The organism is Rhizobium sp. P1_C7, assembly GCF_056406295.1.
The window spans coordinates 65810-86535 of record NZ_JBFUAL010000013.1 but is presented as its reverse complement, the minus strand read 5'-3'; the positions used below and the strand labels follow the sequence as shown (position 1 = coordinate 86535).

14 protein-coding genes are annotated in these 20726 nt (G+C 59.2%); 12 read left to right on the top strand and 2 right to left on the bottom strand.

What is annotated here, in order from left to right; translation table 11 throughout:
• The first annotated feature begins 100 nt into the window (after window positions 1-100).
• The 5 genes from AC1D2R_RS20575 to AC1D2R_RS20555 are packed head-to-tail and all read left to right on the top strand — an operon-like array spanning window position 101 to window position 10511.
• On the top strand, window positions 101-5365 hold the full coding sequence (locus tag AC1D2R_RS20575) for a DUF4082 domain-containing protein (RefSeq protein ID WP_477969907.1): 5265 nt from the start codon (window positions 101-103) through the stop codon (window positions 5363-5365).
• A gap of 10 nt (window positions 5366-5375) precedes the next feature.
• The gene (locus tag AC1D2R_RS20570) at window positions 5376-6599 is read left to right on the top strand and encodes a GTP-binding protein (protein WP_477969905.1); all 1224 of its coding nucleotides are present in this window, start codon (window positions 5376-5378) and stop codon (window positions 6597-6599) included.
• 29 nt (window positions 6600-6628) lie between these two features.
• Window positions 6629-6934 carry a hypothetical protein gene (locus tag AC1D2R_RS20565; protein ID WP_477969903.1) on the top strand — a complete coding sequence of 102 codons (306 nt, stop codon included), beginning with the start codon at window positions 6629-6631 and terminating at the stop codon, window positions 6932-6934.
• A gap of 32 nt (window positions 6935-6966) precedes the next feature.
• Window positions 6967-9105: a peptidase domain-containing ABC transporter gene (locus tag AC1D2R_RS20560; RefSeq protein WP_477969901.1), complete on the top strand. Its 2139-nt coding sequence runs from the start codon at window positions 6967-6969 to the stop codon at window positions 9103-9105.
• A complete protein-coding gene (locus AC1D2R_RS20555; protein WP_477969899.1) occupies window positions 9102-10511 on the top strand; it encodes an HlyD family type I secretion periplasmic adaptor subunit in 1410 nt (469 codons plus the stop codon). Before AC1D2R_RS20560 ends, AC1D2R_RS20555 begins: the two co-directional genes overlap by 4 nt.
• A gap of 313 nt (window positions 10512-10824) precedes the next feature.
• On the opposite strand, the gene AC1D2R_RS20550 is transcribed toward AC1D2R_RS20555, so the two are convergent.
• Together AC1D2R_RS20550 and AC1D2R_RS20545 are read right to left on the bottom strand one after the other, a co-directional pair.
• The gene (locus tag AC1D2R_RS20550) at window positions 10825-12063 is read right to left on the bottom strand and encodes a glycosyltransferase (protein ID WP_477969897.1); all 1239 of its coding nucleotides are present in this window, start codon (window positions 12061-12063) and stop codon (window positions 10825-10827) included.
• Window positions 12064-12070: 7 nt separating this feature from the next.
• The gene (locus AC1D2R_RS20545; protein WP_477969895.1) at window positions 12071-13204 is read right to left on the bottom strand and encodes a glycosyltransferase; all 1134 of its coding nucleotides are present in this window, start codon (window positions 13202-13204) and stop codon (window positions 12071-12073) included.
• 513 nt (window positions 13205-13717) lie between these two features.
• Here AC1D2R_RS20545 and AC1D2R_RS20540 point away from each other — a divergent pair.
• From AC1D2R_RS20540 to AC1D2R_RS20510, 7 genes are all read left to right on the top strand, one after another.
• Window positions 13718-14224: an acyltransferase gene (locus tag AC1D2R_RS20540; protein WP_477969893.1), complete on the top strand. Its 507-nt coding sequence runs from the start codon at window positions 13718-13720 to the stop codon at window positions 14222-14224.
• Window positions 14221-15258 carry a Gfo/Idh/MocA family protein gene (locus AC1D2R_RS20535; protein ID WP_477969891.1) on the top strand — a complete coding sequence of 346 codons (1038 nt, stop codon included), beginning with the start codon at window positions 14221-14223 and terminating at the stop codon, window positions 15256-15258. The genes AC1D2R_RS20540 and AC1D2R_RS20535 overlap by 4 nt, the downstream gene beginning before the upstream one ends.
• Window positions 15255-16361, top strand: coding sequence for a DegT/DnrJ/EryC1/StrS family aminotransferase (locus tag AC1D2R_RS20530; RefSeq protein ID WP_477969889.1), 1107 nt, complete (start codon window positions 15255-15257; stop codon window positions 16359-16361). Before AC1D2R_RS20535 ends, AC1D2R_RS20530 begins: the two co-directional genes overlap by 4 nt.
• Window positions 16351-17067 (top strand): acyltransferase, encoded by a 717-nt coding sequence (locus AC1D2R_RS20525; protein WP_477969887.1) that lies wholly within the window; start codon window positions 16351-16353, stop codon window positions 17065-17067. The genes AC1D2R_RS20530 and AC1D2R_RS20525 overlap by 11 nt, the downstream gene beginning before the upstream one ends.
• Window positions 17064-18038, top strand: a complete 975-nt coding sequence (locus AC1D2R_RS20520; protein WP_477969885.1) for an SDR family NAD(P)-dependent oxidoreductase — start codon at window positions 17064-17066, stop codon at window positions 18036-18038. The genes AC1D2R_RS20525 and AC1D2R_RS20520 overlap by 4 nt, the downstream gene beginning before the upstream one ends.
• Window positions 18035-19216: a DegT/DnrJ/EryC1/StrS family aminotransferase gene (locus tag AC1D2R_RS20515; protein ID WP_477969883.1), complete on the top strand. Its 1182-nt coding sequence runs from the start codon at window positions 18035-18037 to the stop codon at window positions 19214-19216. The genes AC1D2R_RS20520 and AC1D2R_RS20515 overlap by 4 nt, the downstream gene beginning before the upstream one ends.
• Before the next feature lie 383 nt (window positions 19217-19599).
• Entirely contained in the window at window positions 19600-20502 is a 903-nt protein-coding gene (locus AC1D2R_RS20510) for a Hint domain-containing protein (protein ID WP_477969881.1), read from the top strand.
• The last annotated feature ends 224 nt before the right edge of the window (window positions 20503-20726 follow it).

Sequence of the window (20726 nt, the reverse complement as noted above, 5' to 3'; positions counted from 1 at the left end):
ACGAAGTACAGACGGCTGTTTCGTCTACCACTCATTGCCGTCGTTTCCTCCACCACGAAAGATGGCAGGATGAAATCCTAGTAAAAGGCGATGAGTGTTTATGATGTTCAAGATGCGCGTCAAGGATAACAAGTATCTCGGTGTTTTCGGCGGCGCGAGCAGCGTGTATGTCACTTCCAATGCTTGGCGTGTCAGTACGGGGCCGGAAGTGTCGGCTCCGTCCGGTGATGGGGTCAAAACAACACCCTCGGTATTTCAAGCGGCGGAGGACTTTGCCCCAACGACGTCCATATCGACACTTCGACAAGACGCGCAGTCCTCCTATGTGACCGCCGATTCCACGACAACAGCCGTCCTCCCGTCCGCTGTGACGCCGATAGCGACAGCGACCGAGCCGGCACGCAAAGTGTTCTCGGTGGAGGAATCTCCGATTTCGGTCCAATCAAGCGCGTTAACGGGCAGCAGCACCGCCAGCGAGATTGACGCAGCGCCATCTGTCAACGGCATCTCGTCGCTCGACGCCCCGGCGTCGAGTGTTTCGCCGGTTATGCGGCTCTCTTCGACCACGACGGCTGAAACCGTGCTCGACTCGGCTACGACCGAACCCGCTGGCATCATGGCTGCGACGGCAGCGGCAGCCGCCCCCGCAACCGCCCCCGCAGCCGCCCTCGCAGCCGCCCTCGCGGTAACACCAAACAAGATCGCCCTCGAAAACATGAAGCAGGGCACCGCGCGTAGCGAGTGGGCTATCGAGGGCGACGGCGACGGGAACATTCAGGGCTTTGCGACCGAAATCAGCACCAACATCGGCCAGACCGTCGACTTCAAGATCGCGACAGATTCGACGCATTATCGCATCGACATTTACCGCATGGGTTATTATGGCGGCGACGGCGCGCGCAAGGTCGCTTCAATCGACAAGTCGCTGACCACCGCACAGATCCAGCCTCATCCGATCGTGGATATGTCGCTCGGGCTGATCGACTGTGGCAACTGGTCGGTATCTGCGAGCTGGGAAATTCCCGAGGATGCCGTTTCAGGCGTCTACTTCGCCAAGCTCGTTCGCGAGGACGGTACAGAGGGAGCGAGCATCATCCCCTTTGTCGTGCGTGACGATGCTTCGGCGAGCGACATCGTCTTCCAGACATCGGACACCACCTGGCAGGCCTACAATGCCTGGGGCGGCGCGAGCCTCTACTACGGGGAAGTCCCTGTAGACCCCGCTGACATGATCGGTTACCTGCCGCCCAATTGCAGCTGCGGCCTGACGGCCATCGGGCGCGCATCCGCGGTCAGCTACAACCGTCCGATCATTACCAATACGAGCCCCATGGGCGGGACGCACGATTTCATTTTCGGGGCGGAACAGCCGGCGATCGAGTGGCTTGAACAGAATGGCTATGACGTTTCCTACATATCAGGTGTCGATGCCACGAGAAACGGGAGCCTGTTGCTCAACCACCAGGCCTACCTGTCGGTCGGGCATGACGAGTACTGGTCTGCCGAGCAAAGGAGCAACGTTGAAGCGGCGCGCGACAGCGGTGTCAACCTGGCGTTCTGGAGCGGCAACGAAGTCTATTGGAAGGTTCGCTGGGAAACCAGTATCGACGGCAATGGCACACCTTATCGCACCATGGTTTGCTACAAGGAAACCTGGGGCACCAGCAGTGATCCGAGCGCGATCGGCACCGGCACATGGCGTGACCCCCGCTACGCGGACCCGGGACAGCAGCCCGAGAATGCGCTGACAGGCACGATGTTTCAGGTCGACAGCTACCGCGCCGACACCATTTCCATTCCCTATGATTATTCCAACCTTCGGTTCTGGCGCGACACGGACGTCGCAAACCTGCAGCCGGGAGAATCCTACAATCTGGTGCAAAACCTGCTCGGCTATGAGTGGGATTCCGACGTCGAGAATGGCTTCAGACCAGCTGGTCTCATCAATCTTTCGCTTTCGACCGTCGCCGTCGACAGCTATCTGTTTGACTACGGCAGCACGGTTGGAAGCAACACTGCCACGCACAGCCTGACCATGTATCGAGCAGAGAGTGGGGCGCTCGTTTTCGGCGCCGGAACCGTATTCTGGTCATGGGGATTGAGTTCGAACCACGAAGGCGCGTACACGCCAACCGATCCGAACGTCCAGCAAGCCATGGTCAACATGTTCGCCGACATGGGTATCCAGCCGACCACGCTGGTTGCGAGCCTGGCCCTTGCCACCCAATCGACGGATACATTGAAGCCGACGTCGAGCATTTCGTCGCCGTCCGTTGGCGGCAGCTTCCTGGAAGGGCAGCACGTCACAATAACGGGTACGGCACAGGACACCGGCGGCGGCATTATCGCGGGCGTCGAAATTTCGACCGACGGCGGTCAGCACTGGTTCAAGGCAACCGGGAAGGAAAACTGGAGTTACAACTGGGTCGTTCAGGCAAGCGGCACCTACACCATCATGTCACGCGCCGTCGACGACAGCGTCAACATGGAAACGCCGTCGACAGGCAAGCAGGTCACCGTGGCCCTGCCCGCGACGGCCAGCCTTTGGACGCTCGCCGCAACTCCAGTCACGGAGACCGCGATCGATCGCGATGGTGTGGAACTCGGCCTTCGCTTCCAGTCGACAACCAACGGGTCGGTGCAGGGAATCCGCTTCTACAAAGGATTCTACAATATCGGGGAGCACGTCGTCAGTCTCTGGAAAGCAGACGGTACGCTTCTGGCGACAGGCATTTCCACCGGCGAGTCGCTTGCAGGCTGGCAGACGGTCATGTTCTCCAGCCCCATCCAGATCGCCGCCGGAACGACCTATGTCGCATCCTACCACAGCAATGGCTTCTACTCGGTGACCGACAACTATTTTGGCACCCCCTACAGCAACGGCCTCCTGAAGGCGGTCGATGGCGGCGGAGCGTATATCTATAGCGCCAACGCCGGCACATTCCCCGGCAACAGCCCCGCAGGCTCGAATTACTGGGTCGACGTGGTGTTCGACGCCGAGCCAAACAGCATGCCGATGGCAACAGACGATAGCGGCTATTCGGTCAGCCGCAACGGGACGTTGACGATATCGATTGCAGCTCTTGTCGCGAACGATACCGACGCCAACGGCGATGCGCTCACAATCTCTGCCGTTGGGAGTGCCCTAAACGGGACGGTGTCCCTGAATGCACAGACCGGAACCGTCATCTTCGTTCCGAACGCAGATTACACGGGTCCGGCAAGCTTCGCCTACACACTCTCCGATGGGCGCGGCGGCACCGCTCAAGGCGGTGTCAGTCTCGCCGTGCTGGCGACTCCCACCGGGGTAAGTGTATTTCAGGAGAGTGACGGACCGACGAGCGGCGGCTTCAACGAAAATGCCGCTGTCGAACTTGGGATGAAATTTGCTTCGTCCGCCAGCGGAACGGTTACTGCCATTCGCTTCTACAAGGCCGCTGGTGACCTCGGAGCACACACCGGCTCGGTATGGTCAGCGGATGGAACCCTGCTGGGCACCGTGACCTTCGCGGCCGAAACCCTGAGCGGCTGGCAAACCGCGACCTTCTCAAGCCCGATCCAGATCACGGCTGGCACCACCTACGTCGCTTCGTACCACACGACTGGGACCTATGTTGCGACCGCAAACTACTTCACGACAGCTCACACCAGCGGCGTGCTAACCGCACTCTCTTCCGCAGCCAGCGGCGGCAACGGTGTCTTTGGTTATGGTTCAGGCACCACTTTCCCGACATCCAACTATCATGCGTCGAATTACTGGGTGGATGTCGTCTTCAACCAGGCGACCGTAAACAATGTGCCAGTCGCGGCAAACGACAATGGCTTTACGACATACGCAAACACAGCTCTGTCGATAGCCGCTGCCGCCCTTCTGGCAAACGACACCGATGCCGATGGCGACATTCTGTCGATTACCGGCGCAAGCGGTGCCACGCACGGTACTGTTACGTTCGACAGCCAGACCAATTCCGTCCTGTTCACGCCCACGAGCGGCTATGCAGGCACCGCGACCTTTTCCTACGCGATCTCCGACGGTCGGGGCGGTGTGTCATCCGCGACGGTGAACCTGACCGTCAATCAGCCCGCTACCAACACGTCGAGCCTTTTTTCCACCTCGCAGACGCCAAGTATCGCCGCTGACAGCGATCCTGGTTCGGTTGAACTCGGGGTTAAGTTTATCGCCTCTTCCGAGGGCCAGATCACTGGCCTTCGCTACTACAAGAGCGCACAGGACACCGGCACTCACATCGGTTCTCTTTGGAGCAGCACGGGCGTGCTTCTCACGTCCGCGACGTTCACCAATGAGAGCACGAGCGGATGGCAGACGGTGAACTTCTCGCAACCGATCACGATCACGGCAGGTGTCACCTACGTCGCCAGCTATCACTCCAATGGCTTCTACGCTGCAACGCCGAACTTTTTCACCAGCAACTACTCGAATGGCGCATTGACCGCGCCAACCGGGGGCAATGGAGTTTACGCCTACGGCACGGGCAGCCTGTTTCCAACCGCGAGCTACAATGCAACGAATTACTGGGTCGACGTGCTCTATCAAGGCGGATCGCAGAACACGGTTCCGGTCGCAGCCAACGACACAGGCTTTTCGACTGCGGTTGGGACGCCACTGGCCATCCAGGGCTCCACGTTGCTCGTCAACGACAGCGATCCCGACGGCAACACCCTGTCGATCACGAGTGTCGGCAGCGGTGTCAACGGCGAGGTCGCGTTCAACAGTCAGTCCAACACGATTACCTTCACGCCGGCGGCCGGCTACTCGGGAGCAGCAAGCTTCTCCTATACGATTTCCGATGGCACGGGTGGAACGGCTTCCGCCCAGGTCTCATTGACAGTTACCAATCCGGCGCAGGGGCCAGAACAGAACGTTTTTGCTGCCGGCACGACGCCGACGATCCTTTCGGTCAACGACAATACGCCTGTCAATCTCGGGATGAAATTTCAGGCCGACACGTCCGGCTGGATCACCGGCATTCGCTTTTACAAGGGAGAGAGCAACACCGGCTCGCATAGCGGATACCTTTGGACTTCGACCGGGACACTGCTTGCAAGCGCCACCTTCTCGAACGAAACCGCGAGCGGCTGGCAGTCGGTCAATCTGTCTCAACAGGTCGCGATCGACGCCGATACGACGTATGTCGTCTCCTACAGCACCAATGGCAATTACTCGGCGACGGGCGGCTATTTCAATGCCGATACGTCCAACGGCAATTTGCAGGCTCTGTCGTCAGCACTGAGCGGCGGCAACGGCGTCTACGCCTATGGCGCAAGCGGGCTCTTCCCGGCCAGCACCTACAACAGCACGAACTATTACGTAGACGTGGCCTTCAAGCCGCAACTCGCAGCCTAATGGATTGAGCATGGAACGGACGATGGGTGATGGCAGACTTCCGGTGACCGTGTTGGCGGGCTTTCTCGGCGCCGGCAAGACCACGATCCTCAACCATGTCCTGTGCAATCGCGAGGGACGTCGCGTTGCTGTCATCGTCAATGACATGAGTGAGATCAACATCGATGCCGACCTCATCCGAGACGGTGGCGCCAATCTGTCGCAGACAGACGAGACGCTGGTGGAACTCACCAACGGGTGCATCTGTTGTACGCTGCGTGACGATCTGCTTGGCGAAGTCCGACGGCTCTCTGCCGAGGGACGGTTCGACTACCTGCTGATCGAAGGCACAGGTATTGCCGAACCCCTACCGATTGCCGCGACGTTTTCCTTCCGTGACGAGAGCGGTGCAGCACTCTGCGACATCGCAAGGCTCGATACGATGGTTTCAGTCGTCGATGCCGCAAATCTGCTGGCCGACTTCTCAAGCACGGATTTTCTCAGCGATCGGGGCGAGAGCCGCGATGCCGATGACAAGCGCACCCTGGTCGACCTCATCGTCGAGCAGATCGAATTCGCCGACGTCGTCGTTATCAACAAGATCTCCGACGTGACTGCCGATACCCGGGCCGCCGTCCGTCAGATCGTTGCCGCGCTCAATCCTGATGCCCGTGTCGTGGAGACGGATTTCGGCCATTTGCCACTTGCCGCGATCCTCGACACGCACCTGTTCAGCGAGACGAAGTCCGCAAGACATCCGCTATGGCACAAGGAACTGTACGGCTGGGGAGACCATGTTCCCGAGACAGAAGAATATGGCATTGCGAGCTTTGTCTATCGCGCGCGGCGACCGTTCGATCCTTTGAAGCTTCAGAACGTTCTTGCGCGGGAATGGCCCGGTCTCATTCGTGCCAAGGGCCATTTCTGGCTGGCAACCCGTCCAGAGGAAATCGGCCTGCTATCGATCGCGGGCGTACAACGCACCATCGGCACCAAGGGGTTCTGGTGGGCAACCGTTCCGAAGGCGCAGTGGCCGCGCTATCCGCAATTTCGGCAGTTGCTTGATCGGCACTGGCACGAGGTCTGGGGCGATCGGCGGCAGGAACTCGTGTTCATTGGCGCCGGGCTTGACGAGGAGGCGATCTGTGCGGCGCTCGACGATTGCCTGCTCGGCGAAGACACCGGCTTCGATCTGCAGACGGCGCAAGATCTGCACGATCCCTTTCCCGCGTGGCAACACGCCCACACAGCATGACAGAAACTGGAAAACCAAAGGGGCTTACGATGAGCAACGAACTTTACGCAGACGGTATCGGGGAAATCACCGTTACGGGGACGATCGTCAGGATCGACTTGATGTCGCTCTCCGCCACCGAACGCGATGCGGGCAACAATCCCAAACCGGTGTTTCGCCAACGGATCATCATGCCGGTTGAGGCTTTCGCCAATGCGGTGGACCTGATGCAGAAGGCCCTTAGCGGTCTGGTCGAAGCAGGGGCCGTGCGTCGCATCGGCGATATTCAGCCGCCGATCGATGATGCAGCTCAGCCGGCACATGCGCCTGTCAACGCATCGCCGAACTTCAACTAACCACAGAGATATCGCCAGGGTGGGCCACGCGTATGTTTTTGCACACCAATCTACACTGCCTTGCTCTCGTCGCCCGCCATCACGGTGTCGACCTCTCGCCGGAGCGGCTGCAGCACGATTATGCCGTGACGGACGAGCCGGTCGCCATGCGCCAGCTTCTGCGCATGGCGAAGGACGCCGGTCTGCGCGCCAAGCAGGTCGATCTGACCTGGCGATCGTTGTTTGAATTGGGCAATGCCTATCCGGTGTTGGCCGAACTTGACAACGGTAACTGGATCGTCATAGCCGGCACGACCACCGACGATGACGGCGAGCGGGTCCGCATACTCGATCCGCTGGCGGAGCGTCCGGAGTTCATCCTCCTGGACGAAGAGCAGCTCTCCAGATCATGGCATGGCTCCGTCATCCTTATGAAGCGCAATTACAAGATGAAGGACGATGACCAGCCTTTCGGCTTTCGCTGGTTCATCCCTGAAGTCATCCGGCAGCGAAGCTTCTTCCGCGATGTCGCACTGGCCGCTTTCGTTCTTTACGGGCTCGGCCTGACCACGCCGATGTTCTTCCAGCTCGTGATCGACAAGGTCCTGGTGCATCAGAGTTACGCGACGCTTACGGTTCTGACGATCGGTATCGCCGTTGCGCTCATCTTCGACGCGACCTTCAGCTTTCTGCGCCGCTATCTGCTGCTCTACGCAACAAACAGGATCGATATCAGAATAGCCACGCGGACATTCGGGCATCTCCTGAACCTGCCGATCTCACTGTTCGAGCAGGCGTCGGCCGGGGTTATCGTCAAGCACATGCAGCAAACCGGTCGCATTCGCGAGTTCTTGACGGGTCGCCTTTTCCTGACGCTTCTCGACGGTCTGTCGCTTCTGGTCTTCGTGCCGATCCTGCTCCTCTACAGCGTCAAGCTCACGCTCGTCGTGCTCGGCTTCGCCGCACTCGTCGGCCTTGTGGTCATGATGCTCGTTGGCCCATTCCAGCGGCGATTGCAGGCGCTCTATCTGGCTGAAGGAGACAAGCAGGCCCTGCTGGTCGAAACCGTTCACGGTATGCGCACCGTCAAGTCGCTCGCCCTGGAGCCGCGGCAACGCAAGGTGTGGGACGATTGCTCCGCCCAGGCAATTTCAGTGCGTTTTCGGGTGGAGAAGATCTCGACCGTCGCACAATCATTGACGGGGCTTCTCGAGAAGCTGATGAGCGTTGCAATCATCGGCCTTGGCGCGCTTGACGTCTTTTCCGGCGCGATGACTGTCGGTGCCCTCGTTGCGTTCAACATGCTGGCCGGCAGGGTGTCGGGACCCCTTGTCCAGATCGTCACCATGGTCCACGAATACCAGGAGGTTGCGCTATCGGTCCGCATGCTTGGAGAGATCATGAACCAGCGTCCGGAGCAGTTCGGTCGGGGCCGGGGCATCCGGCCGCAGCTCAAGGGGCGTATCGAGTTCGACAAGGTGAGCTTCCGATACGGTCCGGAAGGCCCACCAGCACTCGACGACGTGTCCTTCGCCGTCCCAGCCGGGTCGGTCTTCGGGGTCGTCGGCAAGAGCGGTTCTGGCAAGACGACGATCACCAGGCTTATCCAGGGGCTCTATCAAAGCCAGCAGGGGCTGGTGCGGATCGACGGCTACGACAGCCGCGAGATCGACCTCGTTCATCTCAGAAGCAGCATCGGCGTTGTGCTCCAGGACAACTTTCTCTTCCGTGGCACGGTGCGCGAAAATATAGCGGCGGCAAAGCCGGATGCGAGTATCGAGGAGATCGTCGAGGTCGCACGCATCGCCGGCGCCGAGGAGTTCATCGAGCGCCTTCCGCGCGGGTTCGAAACGATGCTGGAAGAGAACGCATCCAATCTGTCGGGCGGTCAGAAGCAGCGTCTGGCGATCGCCCGTGCGCTTATCACCGATCCCAAGCTGCTGATCTTTGACGAGGCTACCAGCGCACTCGATCCAGACAGCGAAGCGATCATAAGGCAAAATCTCAGCCAGATCGCGGCTGGGCGGACGGTTATCATCGTTTCGCATCGCCTATCGACGCTTGTCGACTCCGACGCCATCCTCGTCGTGGAACGTGGGAAGATCGCCGACATCGGCCGCCATGACCAGCTCGTGTCGCGCTGCATGACCTATCGGCATCTCTGGTCGCAACAGATGAGGCAGGTAGCATGAACGCGCGCGCCGAGAAACCAAAGGATAACCTGCCGGTCCCAGCCAAGCGGCAAGGAAACGACCTGACGGCGAGACGTTCGTTTTCGCCGGTGATCGCGGAATTTCAGTCAGATGCGGTTGAGCTCGAAGAGCGTGCACCGCCGCGAATTGCACGCATGACACTCTACTGTGTCACGGCGTTGATCGGCTCGGCGGTCCTGTGGGCTTCGCTCTCCTCGATCGATGAGGTTGTGATCGCGCCCGGCAAGCTGGTCACCACCCAGCCCACGATTGTTGTCCAGCCTCTCGAAACATCGATCATCCGGACGATCGATGTTACGGCGGGCGAAGTGGTGCGCGCCGGCCAGACGCTTGCGACACTTGACGCGACGTTCAGCCAGGCGGATGTCGATCAACTGGCAGCAAAATTCGCAGCTCTCGACGCACAGGTGAAACGGATCGAGGCGGAGCTGGCTGGCGCTGACTATTCAACGATGGCCGGAACCTCATCGAACGAAATACTGCAAGTCCAGTTATTTGGACAGCGACGGGCGTTTTACGTCGCACAGCTGCAGAATTTCCAGCAACAGATCGCAGGCCAGGCCTCGGCGCTTGCGGCTAGCAAGAACCAGGAGGCGGTACTGATCGACCGCCGAGAAAACCTGTCACGAATCGAGAGCGCACGCGAACGCCTCTACAATCGTGAAAGCGGTTCTCTGATCACCCTCCTCGGTTCTCGCGATGCGCGTCTCGACGTCGAAGCCGCCCTGTCGGCGGTAAAGGGGCGAGCGGATGAGGCCGAGCACACCTATGCGAAACTCGAGGCTGACCGTCAGGCCTTCATTGAAGACTTTCGTCGCGCCCTGATGGAACAGCTCGTGGATCTGCGCAGTCAGCGCGACACGGCAGGCGAAGAACTCAAGAAGATGGAACTTCGTCGCAACATGGTCGCCCTGACGGCGCCGGCCGATGCGGTCGTGCTCGACCTTGCCCAACGCTCCGTTGGCTCGGTCGTAAAGGAAGCGGAGCCGATTGTAACGCTTGTGCCACTGAACGTTCCGCTGGAGGCGGAGGTCTCGATCAATTCGCGCGACATCGGGCGTATAGCGACCGATAAGGAAGCGCGGATCAAGTTCGACGCCTATCCCTTCCAGAAATACGGCACCGCGTCGGGCACAGTCAGAACGGTCAGCCGCGACACCTTCACCCCCTCACAGCAGGATGCGGCCGCAACCCAATCCAGTTCGCCGTTCTTCAAAGCCCGCATTCTGCTTTCAGATGCGCGCCTCGGCACGGCAAACGATCCGGTCAGGCTGCTGCCAGGGATGGCAGTCTCAGCCGAGATCATGGTCGGACGCCGGACCGTGATGTCGTATTTCTTGTATCCGCTTCTCAAGGGACTGGATACGGCGATCCGGGAGCCGTGAAGCCTTGGGTGTTTGGATCAATGTGCCGGCTGGCGATGGAGCTCGTCTCGGGATGCCCAAGCCTTTGGTTCCGCCAGTCGGGATAAGGCGCTTTGGATTTCCAGATTGCGATCAGTGCGATGGCCCCACCCGACCCGCGCCCTTGCTACCCGCATGTGCGTCACTATCAAAAGCGGGTCGCTGTCGCTTTCCCGCCGGATCAAACCGCAGGAAGCCGAATCTGGAATAGGCAACCGCCAACACCGGCCTGAGCCTTACCTCAGACACGGTCATGCCGCGAAGATTGTGCAGTGGGTCGATCATCGATACTTGCTCAGAGTTTGGCGTAGGCCGCTTGGTCGATGACATCGAGCATGCTTTTAACCCGCATCGACCAATCGTGATTTCTCGCGAACGCGCGGCGCTTTTCTGCGTCGCCGGGGTGGCGCGGGCGAATTGCCCAGCCGGAAACCGCCTCTGCGAAAGCGGTCGGAGCGTCGGCGATCGTCACCATTGGGGTATTCAACCATCGGCTCGCAGGCAAATTCGTCGAAACCACTGGCCGACCGGCGGCCAAGTATTCCAGCGTCTTCAATGGAAAGCTGCCGATGTTGAAGGCACTGTTGTTGTAGGGGACGAGTCCTACATCGATCGCCTGAAAATATCCTGGCAGATCCTGAAACGACTTGGGGCCGACCCATTGAACATTCGGCAGATTCAAAAGCTGAGCCCATCGGTCGGTTTCGGTCGAATGGCTTCGTGGTCCAATGAGCAAGAGCGAAGTGCCCGTCGAAACAACAGCTTCAAGGAGCGCTATATCGATCCGGTCGTTGATGTGACCGACGAATCCGGCAATCGGTCCGTTGAGTCTGATGTCTGCGGGCCGTGCCGCGCCCGCGTCCTGATCGGTTTTATAGGCGGCGGTGTCGACTCCGAACGGGATGAGCGATGGAGTATAGCCCCGTCCCTGCCAGGTGTCCGCGACAGTTGGATTTGCGGCGATAATCACATCGGCTTCCCTGGCCGACCGGGCTTCACCAGCCGCCAGCCGCGTAGCGTCGCTGCCCAAGAGAGAGGCGCCACCTACGAAATCATCCTGTGCCCAATAAACCTTTACCTTCTCTCCGCACTCGCCAAGCACCGGATACATTGGCCAAGCGGATATCACAGCTGAAACATCGCCGGTCAGCCTGCCGACCGCATGGCGCACCAGCCTTCGCACGAGAAAGTTCGTCAATGGTACCATTGGCGCACGCCCAGGGAATGGTTGAACCACAGGTGTAAGGCGAGCAAGACCGGGCGCCTGCAAGCGTAGCCGAGGCGCCTTGAGCGATTGGCCCGCTTCGGTGCTCCGAAGGCCGCTAAGCAGCGAGATGGGCGGATCGACATAGAGGACGGGGCGGAGTGCGCTCAGACGCTCGGCGACGTGTTGGTCGGCCAATTTGATGCCGTCCAGATTGTTGGCCGCGCACAGCACAATCAAGCCGTCCCAGCAACCCGGGAAAACCTGCGTGGACGACGCTACAGAGTTGGAAATGGAGACCTCCCACGGAAGCAGATGCTTGGTTGACATGCCGGGGTCAGATGCCGACGGCCCGCCGCCGGCGATCAAGAAAACGTCGGCGCACGTAGTACCCAAAAATACTTATCGCCCAGAGCGGACGTAACGGAAGCGACGCCATACCGGTCTTCTTTCGGCGCGCAAGCACTCGAGCGCTCTGCGTACCGACAACTTCGGGGCTGATCTGGAACGCCAGCGCCTCGTAGTCCTCGATGGGGAAATCACGAACGCCCCTTGCATAGGCATAGCAAACGGATTCCAGCGCACTTTGAGCCAGCGTTTGGCGGGCAAGGTGAAGCAAAGACGCCCTGTTGCCCAAATGGTCTTCGGCTTCCCCGAGGACCGCCTCAAAAGACTGCCAACGCTGTACCAGATCGATGAGCCCGCCCTTGGCCGTCCCGGCGTTGAACCTGCTCTTGTGCATGTTCGACCCGTGAACACGATAGCAAGCCTGATCGACCCCGGCGATAAAGCCAATATCGGACACGGCGGAAACGCGAAGCCACATCTCGAAATCGCCAGCGTGCGGAAGATCGGCTCGATACCCTCCTATATCGCGAAAAACGGAGGTTCGCATGACGGCTGCGGGACACGGAACGACGTTATAACCCGCTCGGCAGCGCTCTTTGAGCCAGTCTACGCCTTGCCAAACAATCCAGCTCTCGTCTGCATTCCTGCCGGTCGGCACGCCTGAGCTGAATTCGATGGCATTCCCGTAAACCAACCCGACCGACGGTTCTGCCGTCATTAACGCCACCGCCCGGGTAAGCGCACCTGGTGTGACAAGATCGTCGGCCGAGAGGAGCAGCAGGAACTCTCCAGTCACCAGGGCCAGACCGTCATTATACGTGGCGATATGGCCTTTATTCTTCTCGTGAGCGATAACCTTTATCCCAGGATGTCGTTGCTGAAGCGACAGGGCGACATCCAGGCTGTTATCGGTGGACTTGTCATCGACGATGATGATCTCAAGATCGACTCCCGGCTGAGACACAACGCTCTCGACGCACTGTGCCAGATAATGCCCATAGTTGTAGCAGGGTATCACGACGCTTACGCTGCATCTGCGCAGCGCAGGGACAGGCTTTCCGATACGGCCTTTCGTCTGTCTTATTGAAGCATCGCTTGCGATGCCTAACGACGGTCGTCTCATGTCGGCAGCTCCCCGGGCTCATCTCGTCAGGCCAGCTCTCGCCAAGCCCAGAATGTGATCGATAGCCTCCGTGGCGTCTCCCGCCTCGGCGGCTTCAGCCATTCAAACGGACGCGCTCGCAACGTTGGTTCTTCCATAAATATATCTCGAACAATATCCAAAGTATAATTATTTTCCACCTAACCAAACGTGGAATAGCTTGCGCCCTATAGCTGATGGCAAGGCAACTGTCGGCACCATACCGTATCCCCCTGCACCGTCACGTGCTGCGTTATCGCGTGCTTATGGCCGCGATATTGTCATCGGAGAATAGATATTCCAGGCCGTATACCCCTTTTGGCGGAAATAGTACCCCATTTTGTTTTCTTTACGATTTCCTAGAAAAGAGCTTTTGTACAACAAAGTATACAAGATAATTTCATGATTATTTCTTGTGTATCGATGAACGCCGACAAAAATACAGGAAATAGACAGAAATAACGGAACTGTATTTGTTATGATGGGTCTTTCACAATGATTGCATCGAGTGTTGCTCTTGAAGAGGGCGTCGTGGTCCATCATCCGGATCTCGTAAACCTCTATGGCTGCGCGATCGGGGCTGGCACCCGCATCGGCACTTTCGTCGAAATCCAGAAGAATGCGACGATCGGTCGAAACTGCAAGATCTCCAGCCATTCCTTTGTTTGTGAGGGCGTGACGATCGAGGACGGCGTCTTCGTCGGTCACGGCGTCATGTTCACCAATGATCTCCATCCACGCGCGGTCAACCCTGACGGGGCCCTGCAGGCAGATGGCGATTGGGCCGTCGTGCCCACGCTGGTGAAGCGCTACGCCTCCATTGGCAGCAACGCAACGATCGTCGCAGGCATAACGATCGGCGAGGGCGCGCAGGTCGGCGCCGGTGCGGTCGTGACCAAGGACGTTCCGGCCTATTCAATCGCAGTTGGCGTACCGGCAGTGGTCATCGGCCGCGCCAAGGATGCGCCCGTCGAAGTTTTAGCATCTGGGAGAGCACGATGATTGGAGTTGCCGTCGTTGGCTATGGCTACTGGGGGCCAAACCTGGTCCGCAATTTCGCAGAAACCCCTGGCGCACAGCTGGTCTGGGTCTGCGATCTCAAGAAGGAACGGCTCGGCGCCGTTCAGATGCGCTATCCTACGGTGCAGATCACAGACGACTTCGACGAAGTTCTGCGTGACCCTCGGGTCCATGCGATTGCAATCGCCACACCTGTCTCGGCACACTACCGGCTTGCGATGAAGGCGATGATGGCCGGCAAGCATGTCTTCGTGGAAAAACCGATGGCATCTACTTCGGAAGAAGCCCGGCGCATGGTAGAGGAAGCTGCACGCAGGGGTCTCATCCTTGCGGTCGACCACACGTTCATCCACACGGGTGCCGTGCGAAAGATGCGCGAGATCATCGAAAACGGCCTTGGCGACGTCTACTATTATGACTCGGTGCGCGTGAACCTCGGCCTCTTCCAGCATGATGTCAGCGTCGTCTGGGACCTTGCGGTCCACGATCTTTCCATAATGGACTATGTGCTGCCGGAAAAGCCGGTGGCGGTCTCGGCGACAGGCATGGGGCACGTGGCCGGCGAACCAGAGAACATCGCCTACCTTACACTCTTCTTCGAAAGCAAGCTGATCGCGCACATCCACGTGAACTGGCTTGCACCTGTGAAGGTCCGCCGGACCCTTGTGGGCGGCAGCAACAAGATGATCGTCTATGACGATCTCGAGCCGAGCGAAAAGATCAAGGTCTACGACAAGGGCATAACCTTGACCGGCGACGCCGAACAGAACGGCGAAAAAGTGTTCGAGATGCGTGTCGGCTATCGCACCGGAGACATGTACGCTCCGCAGCTCGATATGACCGAAGCACTCGGTCGCGAATTGAAGCAATTCATCGACTGCGTCGCCACAAACACCCAGCCCCTTGCAGATGGCCATGCGGGGCTGCGCGTCGTGCGAATTCTAGAGGCCGCAACACAATCTCTGGCCCAGCGAGGCCGCATTGTTGAACTGGAACAGGCGAGGTTGATTGCATGATTCCCCTGCTTGACTTGAAAGCCCAATATGCGTCGATCAAAGACGACGTCGACGCGGCCGTTCTTCGGGTTCTCGCCTCGGGCCACTATGTTCTTGGCGAGGAAGTCGCGCGTTTCGAGGAGGAGTTCGCAGCCTATTGTGGAACCAAGCACGCGATCGCCGTCAACACCGGCACGAGTGCCTTGCATCTTTCGTTGCTCGCCGCCGGAGTCGGCGCGGATGACGAGGTCGTCACGGTTTCCCTCACCTTCGTCGCAACCACGGCCGCAATCTGCTACACAGGCGCACGACCCGTTTTCGTGGATGTGGAACCAGAAACACTCACCATGGATCCGGCCAAGCTCGAAGCGGCAATAACGCGAAAGACCAAGGCTATCGTGCCGGTGCATCTCTATGGCCAGATGGCGGATATGGATGCGATCAAGGCGATTGCCGACAAGTACGGTTTGCCGATCATCGAGGATGCGTGCCAAGCTCACGGCGCCGAATACAAGGGACAGCGGGCTGGAAGCATCGGACTGTCAGGTAGCTTCAGTTTCTATCCGGGCAAGAACCTCGGGGCTTGCGGGGAAGGTGGCATTATCGTCACGAACGATGACGAACAGGCAAAAACCATGCGCATGCTGCGCGATTGGGGCCAGCAACAGCGCTATCACCATGTGATGAAGGGCTTCAACTACCGCATGGATGAAATCCAGGGCGCAATCCTGCGCATCAAGCTCCGACACCTGGAAGACTGGACAGAGGCAAGGCGCGATCGCGCGGCACGCTATTCTGCCCTTCTGGCCGGATCCAGAAGCGTGCGGCCCCCGACAGCAATGAGTGATCGCCGTCACGTATACCATGTTTATGCGGTCAGAAGTCGAGACCGGGACCAGTTGCAAGTCTCTCTTCGCGACGAAGGCATTCACACCGGGCTGCACTACCCGGTTCCGGTTCATCTTCAGGAAGCACATGCGGATCTCGGCTACGGGACTGGTGATTTCCCGGTCTCTGAAGCCGCAGCGCTCGAGGTACTCTCGCTTCCGATCTATCCAGAGTTGACGATGCGGCAGATCGAGCAGGTTGTTGCCGCGGTGGAGCAGGATGCCTATGTCAGTTGACTTCACTTCTGCCGCGCGGCTTGTCAAAGCCATGCACGGTCGCCAGGATCCTCCCTCCGATCCCGATTATCAGGTGGCGTTGGCCAACGAGCTCAGACAGTCATACGGAACGGCTGGTCTTATCGAGCTCTACGCTCGCTTCACCACCGGCGACGGCTTCGTCGACGCATTCATGCGCAAGGTCATCTGGAAAAGTTTGGCGCGCACATGTGGCTCCGGCCTGCAGGTTGGCAGTGGCGTAGGTTTCAAGCATCCCGAAACCTTCGAGATCGGCAGCGGCGTGTTCATCGGCGCCCAGGCCTATATCCAGGGCAGATACGACGGCACCTGCAGGATAGGCGACAATGTCTGGATCGGTCCACAAGCCTACTTCGACGCCCGCAACCTGATCCTGGAAGAGTGCGTCGGCTGGGGACCCGGGGCAAAGGTTCTCGGATCGAGCCACACCGCTCTACCGGTCGATGTGCCGATCATCCGTACGGATCTCGAGATCAAACCCGTTCGCATCGGCGCGTGGGCGGACATCGGCACAAACGCCACGATCCTGCCGGGCGTTACGATCGGCAAGGGCGCGATCGTCGGCGCCGGAGCCGTGGTGACGTCTGATGTCGAACCCTTTTCCATCGTCGCCGGCGTGCCGGCCAAATTCATCCGGTGGCGCGAAGAATGCGACCCGTCAACAGCGGAAAGGCTTGAAAAGCCATGAAAGACAAGCGGATTCTGATTACCGGCGGCGCCGGGCTGATCGGCTCACACATCGCCGATCTCGTCGCACTCGAAGGACCACGCGAAATCGTCGTCCTTGACAATTTCGTGCGGGGCCGGCGCGAGAACCTCGCCCAGGCCATCCAGTCGGCGCCAGTGACGATCGTCGAAGGCGATATCCGGGACCGCGCGCTCCTGAAAGACGTCGTCGGGGGCATCGATGTCGTCTTTCACCAGGCAGCCATCAGAATTACGCAATGTGCCGAGGAACCACGTCTCGCCTTCGACGTTCTGGCGGGCGGCACGTTCGACGTGCTCGAAGCGGCCGTGCAGGCGGGCGTCTCAAAGGTCGTGGCCGCTTCCTCGGCATCCGTGCTGGGTCTTGCCGAAACGTTCCCGACGACCGAGGATCATCATCCCTACAACAACAGGACGATCTACGGCGCCGCCAAGGCCTTCAACGAAGGTCTGCTGCGCAGCTTTGCCGAAATGTATGGTCTGCGTTACGTCGCCCTCCGCTATTTCAATGTCTACGGACCACGCATGGATGTGCACGGGGCCTACACGGAGGTCTTGATCCGCTGGATGGAGCGCATCGCCAGTGGCTTGCCGCCCATCATCCTCGGCGACGGCACCCAGACCATGGATTTTGTCCATGTGCACGATATCGCGCGCGCCAACCTGCTCGCGGCAAAATCGAAGGTCACGGACGAAGTGTTCAATGTGGCGAGCGGCGAAGAAACAAGCCTGCGCGAACTGGCCGAGTTGCTGACCCACGTCATGGGCGCCTCCATGGAGCCGCAATTCGGCCCGGCGCGGAAGGTGAATGCCGTGCCCCGCCGTCTCGCTTCCACCGCCAAGGCAGAAGGACTTCTCGGCTTCAAGTCTGAAATCACCATGGAAGAAGGGCTTCGCGATCTCGTCGCCTGGTGGCGACAGGAAAAGGTTCTGAGCACGGGAGAGGCAGCATGAGCCAGATTCCGGTCGCCAAGCCCGTTCTCGACGAGCGGGAGGTCGAAGCGGTTCGCCGCGTGATCCTGTCCGGATGGGTCACGCAGGGGCCCGAGGTCGCCGCCTTCGAAGCGGAGTTTGCCGATTTTGTCGGTTCGGCGCACGCCTGTGCCGTTTCCAACTGCACGACCGCGCTTCACCTTGCCCTGATGGCTGTGGGAGTGTCTTCAGGCGATGAGGTCATCACGGTCAGCCACTCGTTCATCGCAACGGCAAATGCGATCCGCTATTGCGGCGCGATACCGGTGTTTGTGGATATCGAGCGGGAAGGCTTCAATATCGATCCCGATCTGATCGAGGCGGCGATCACGCCGAGGACGAAGGCAATCCTGTGCGTGCATCAGCTCGGGATGCCTTGCGATCTGTCTCGCATCGTTGAGATTGGCAGTCGTCGCTCGATACCTGTTATCGAGGACGCCGCCTGTGCCACCGGAAGCGAAATCCTCTGGAAAGGCCGGTGGGAAAAAATAGGCAAGCCGCATGGTGACATCGCCTGCTTCTCCTTCCATCCGCGCAAAGTCGTAACGACCGGTGACGGCGGCATGCTGACGACGGCGAATCCGGAGTACGATCGGAAGTTCCGGCTCTGGCGGCAGCATAGCATGAGCGTCAACGACACGGTGCGGCATGGCTCCAAGCAGGTGATTTTCGAGAGCTATCCCGAACTTGGCTACAACTACCGAATGACCGACATGCAGGCGGCAGTTGGACGAGAGCAGTTGAAGCGCCTGCCGGAGATTGTCGCACGCAGGCGGGAGATTGCCGAGCGATATGGCAAACACCTAGCCGCAATCAAAGGCATGAAGCCGCCGGTTGAGCCGCACTGGGCGCGCAGCAACTGGCAGAGTTATTGCGTCGGGTTGCCGGACCGGTGGGAACAGCCGGCGTTCATGCAGGCGATGCTGGATCGCGGCATATCGACCCGACGGGGCATCATGAACAGCCACCTCGAGAAAGCCTATATGGGAACGGCCTCGCACCGGATCGCGAGCGGCCTGGGGAATAGCGTCAAGGCGCAAAATGAAACAGTCATCCTGCCGCTTTTCACGCAAATGACCGATGTCGAGATCTTGCTGGTCGTCGAGGCTCTCCGACATGGACCTGTTTTTCCCGAGTTGGCGACAGCCTCGGCGGGATGAATGATTGATCCGTCGGGCGGCTAGCAGGAACCTGCTGAAACGTGCTCGCACCGAAAGCGCGGGCGGTCACGCCGGTAGTCAAGGATACGGCATGGTGCCACAGGCACAGAAGTGCGAGGCTGAAACACCTTTTAGTTGCGTACCCGTAGAAAAATGCGGTCAAAACCGGCTCATCCCGGGGAAGCGGCCTCCGCAGCTCGTGTTCTTGTCTTTTCAATAATGCAATCTATGATTTTAGAACCCGAAAAGTAGGGCATTTCGTGCCTACGACTTTTTGCGTAGGCACCAAGCTATTCGGACGAGTTTATCGGGATGCAACTTGCTGTAGAATGGTTAACAGAGACTAAAAGTGGATAGGCGTAACCCAAACGACGGAGAGTGAAATGTCATCGATGGATCCGCGTGAATTACCCCTTAACCGTGCACGACGACATTTCCTTGGTGCGGCTGCTGCCGCAGGCGTGAGGGTTGCCGGTGTCGCGGCTGTATCGATGGCAGTCGCCTCTTCGCCCGCCTATGCATTTGGACGGAACTGGGGCCGGCGTGGTGGCGGTCGTGGTGGCGGCGGCGGCAATGGTGGTGGCCATGGCGGCGGCAATGGCGGCGGGGGGCATGACGCTGGCGGCGGCGGCGGCGGCGGCGCGAACTGCATGCTCAGGGGCACGTCGATCATGACTCCGACAGGTGAGATACCGATCGAGCGTCTCCGCATCGGCGACCTTGTCGAAACAGTGTCGGGTGGACCCAAATCGATCCGCTGGATCGGTCGCCAAACCTTCAAGAAGAGCCGCGCGTCTTGGCCCGATAGCGTCTTGTCGATACGTATTTCGCGGAACGCCTTGGACGAGGGTATGCCGAGCCGGGATCTTTATGTTTCTCCCGGGCACGCCCTGTATGTTGAAGGCATCCTTGTCCGCGCGAAGGACTTGCTGAATGACAGCACGATTGTTCGCGCACTTCCTGCAGGCAGAGAGACAATCGAATATTACAATATCATGCTCGACGATCACCAAGTGGTCATGGCGGACGGTATGCCTGTCGAGACATTCCAACTCTTCGGCGACAACTACGAGAAGTTCGATAACTTTATTGAGTACGAGCAGATTTGCGCTGCGGATCAACGCCCTCTGATGAGATCATTCGCGCCAGTTGCCGGCGAGGAAAGCGGGAGCCAACACCTGAAGGCGCTGCTGTTGCTCGGCGTGTCGTTCGTGGTTCCGGTACGCGATCCGTTCAAAGATGTTTCAGACCGGATTGCAGGTCGTGCAGCGGTGTTGGTCGAGTAGTCCAATGGCTCCTAGATTTAAGGGCATCAGATCAATCCTCCCTTGATGGAGGATTGATCTATTTTGCGGGCATACTCCAGCCTTTCGATGAACCCAATTCGTCAGGCATCGTTGCGTGTAGCCTTCGGAAGGCTCCGACGGCCTCCTTTTCTGGGCCGGATCGGCACCCGCACGGCAACCCGCGACATCCCTCCGTTAGACGTATGCAAATGGCCGCCGGACGG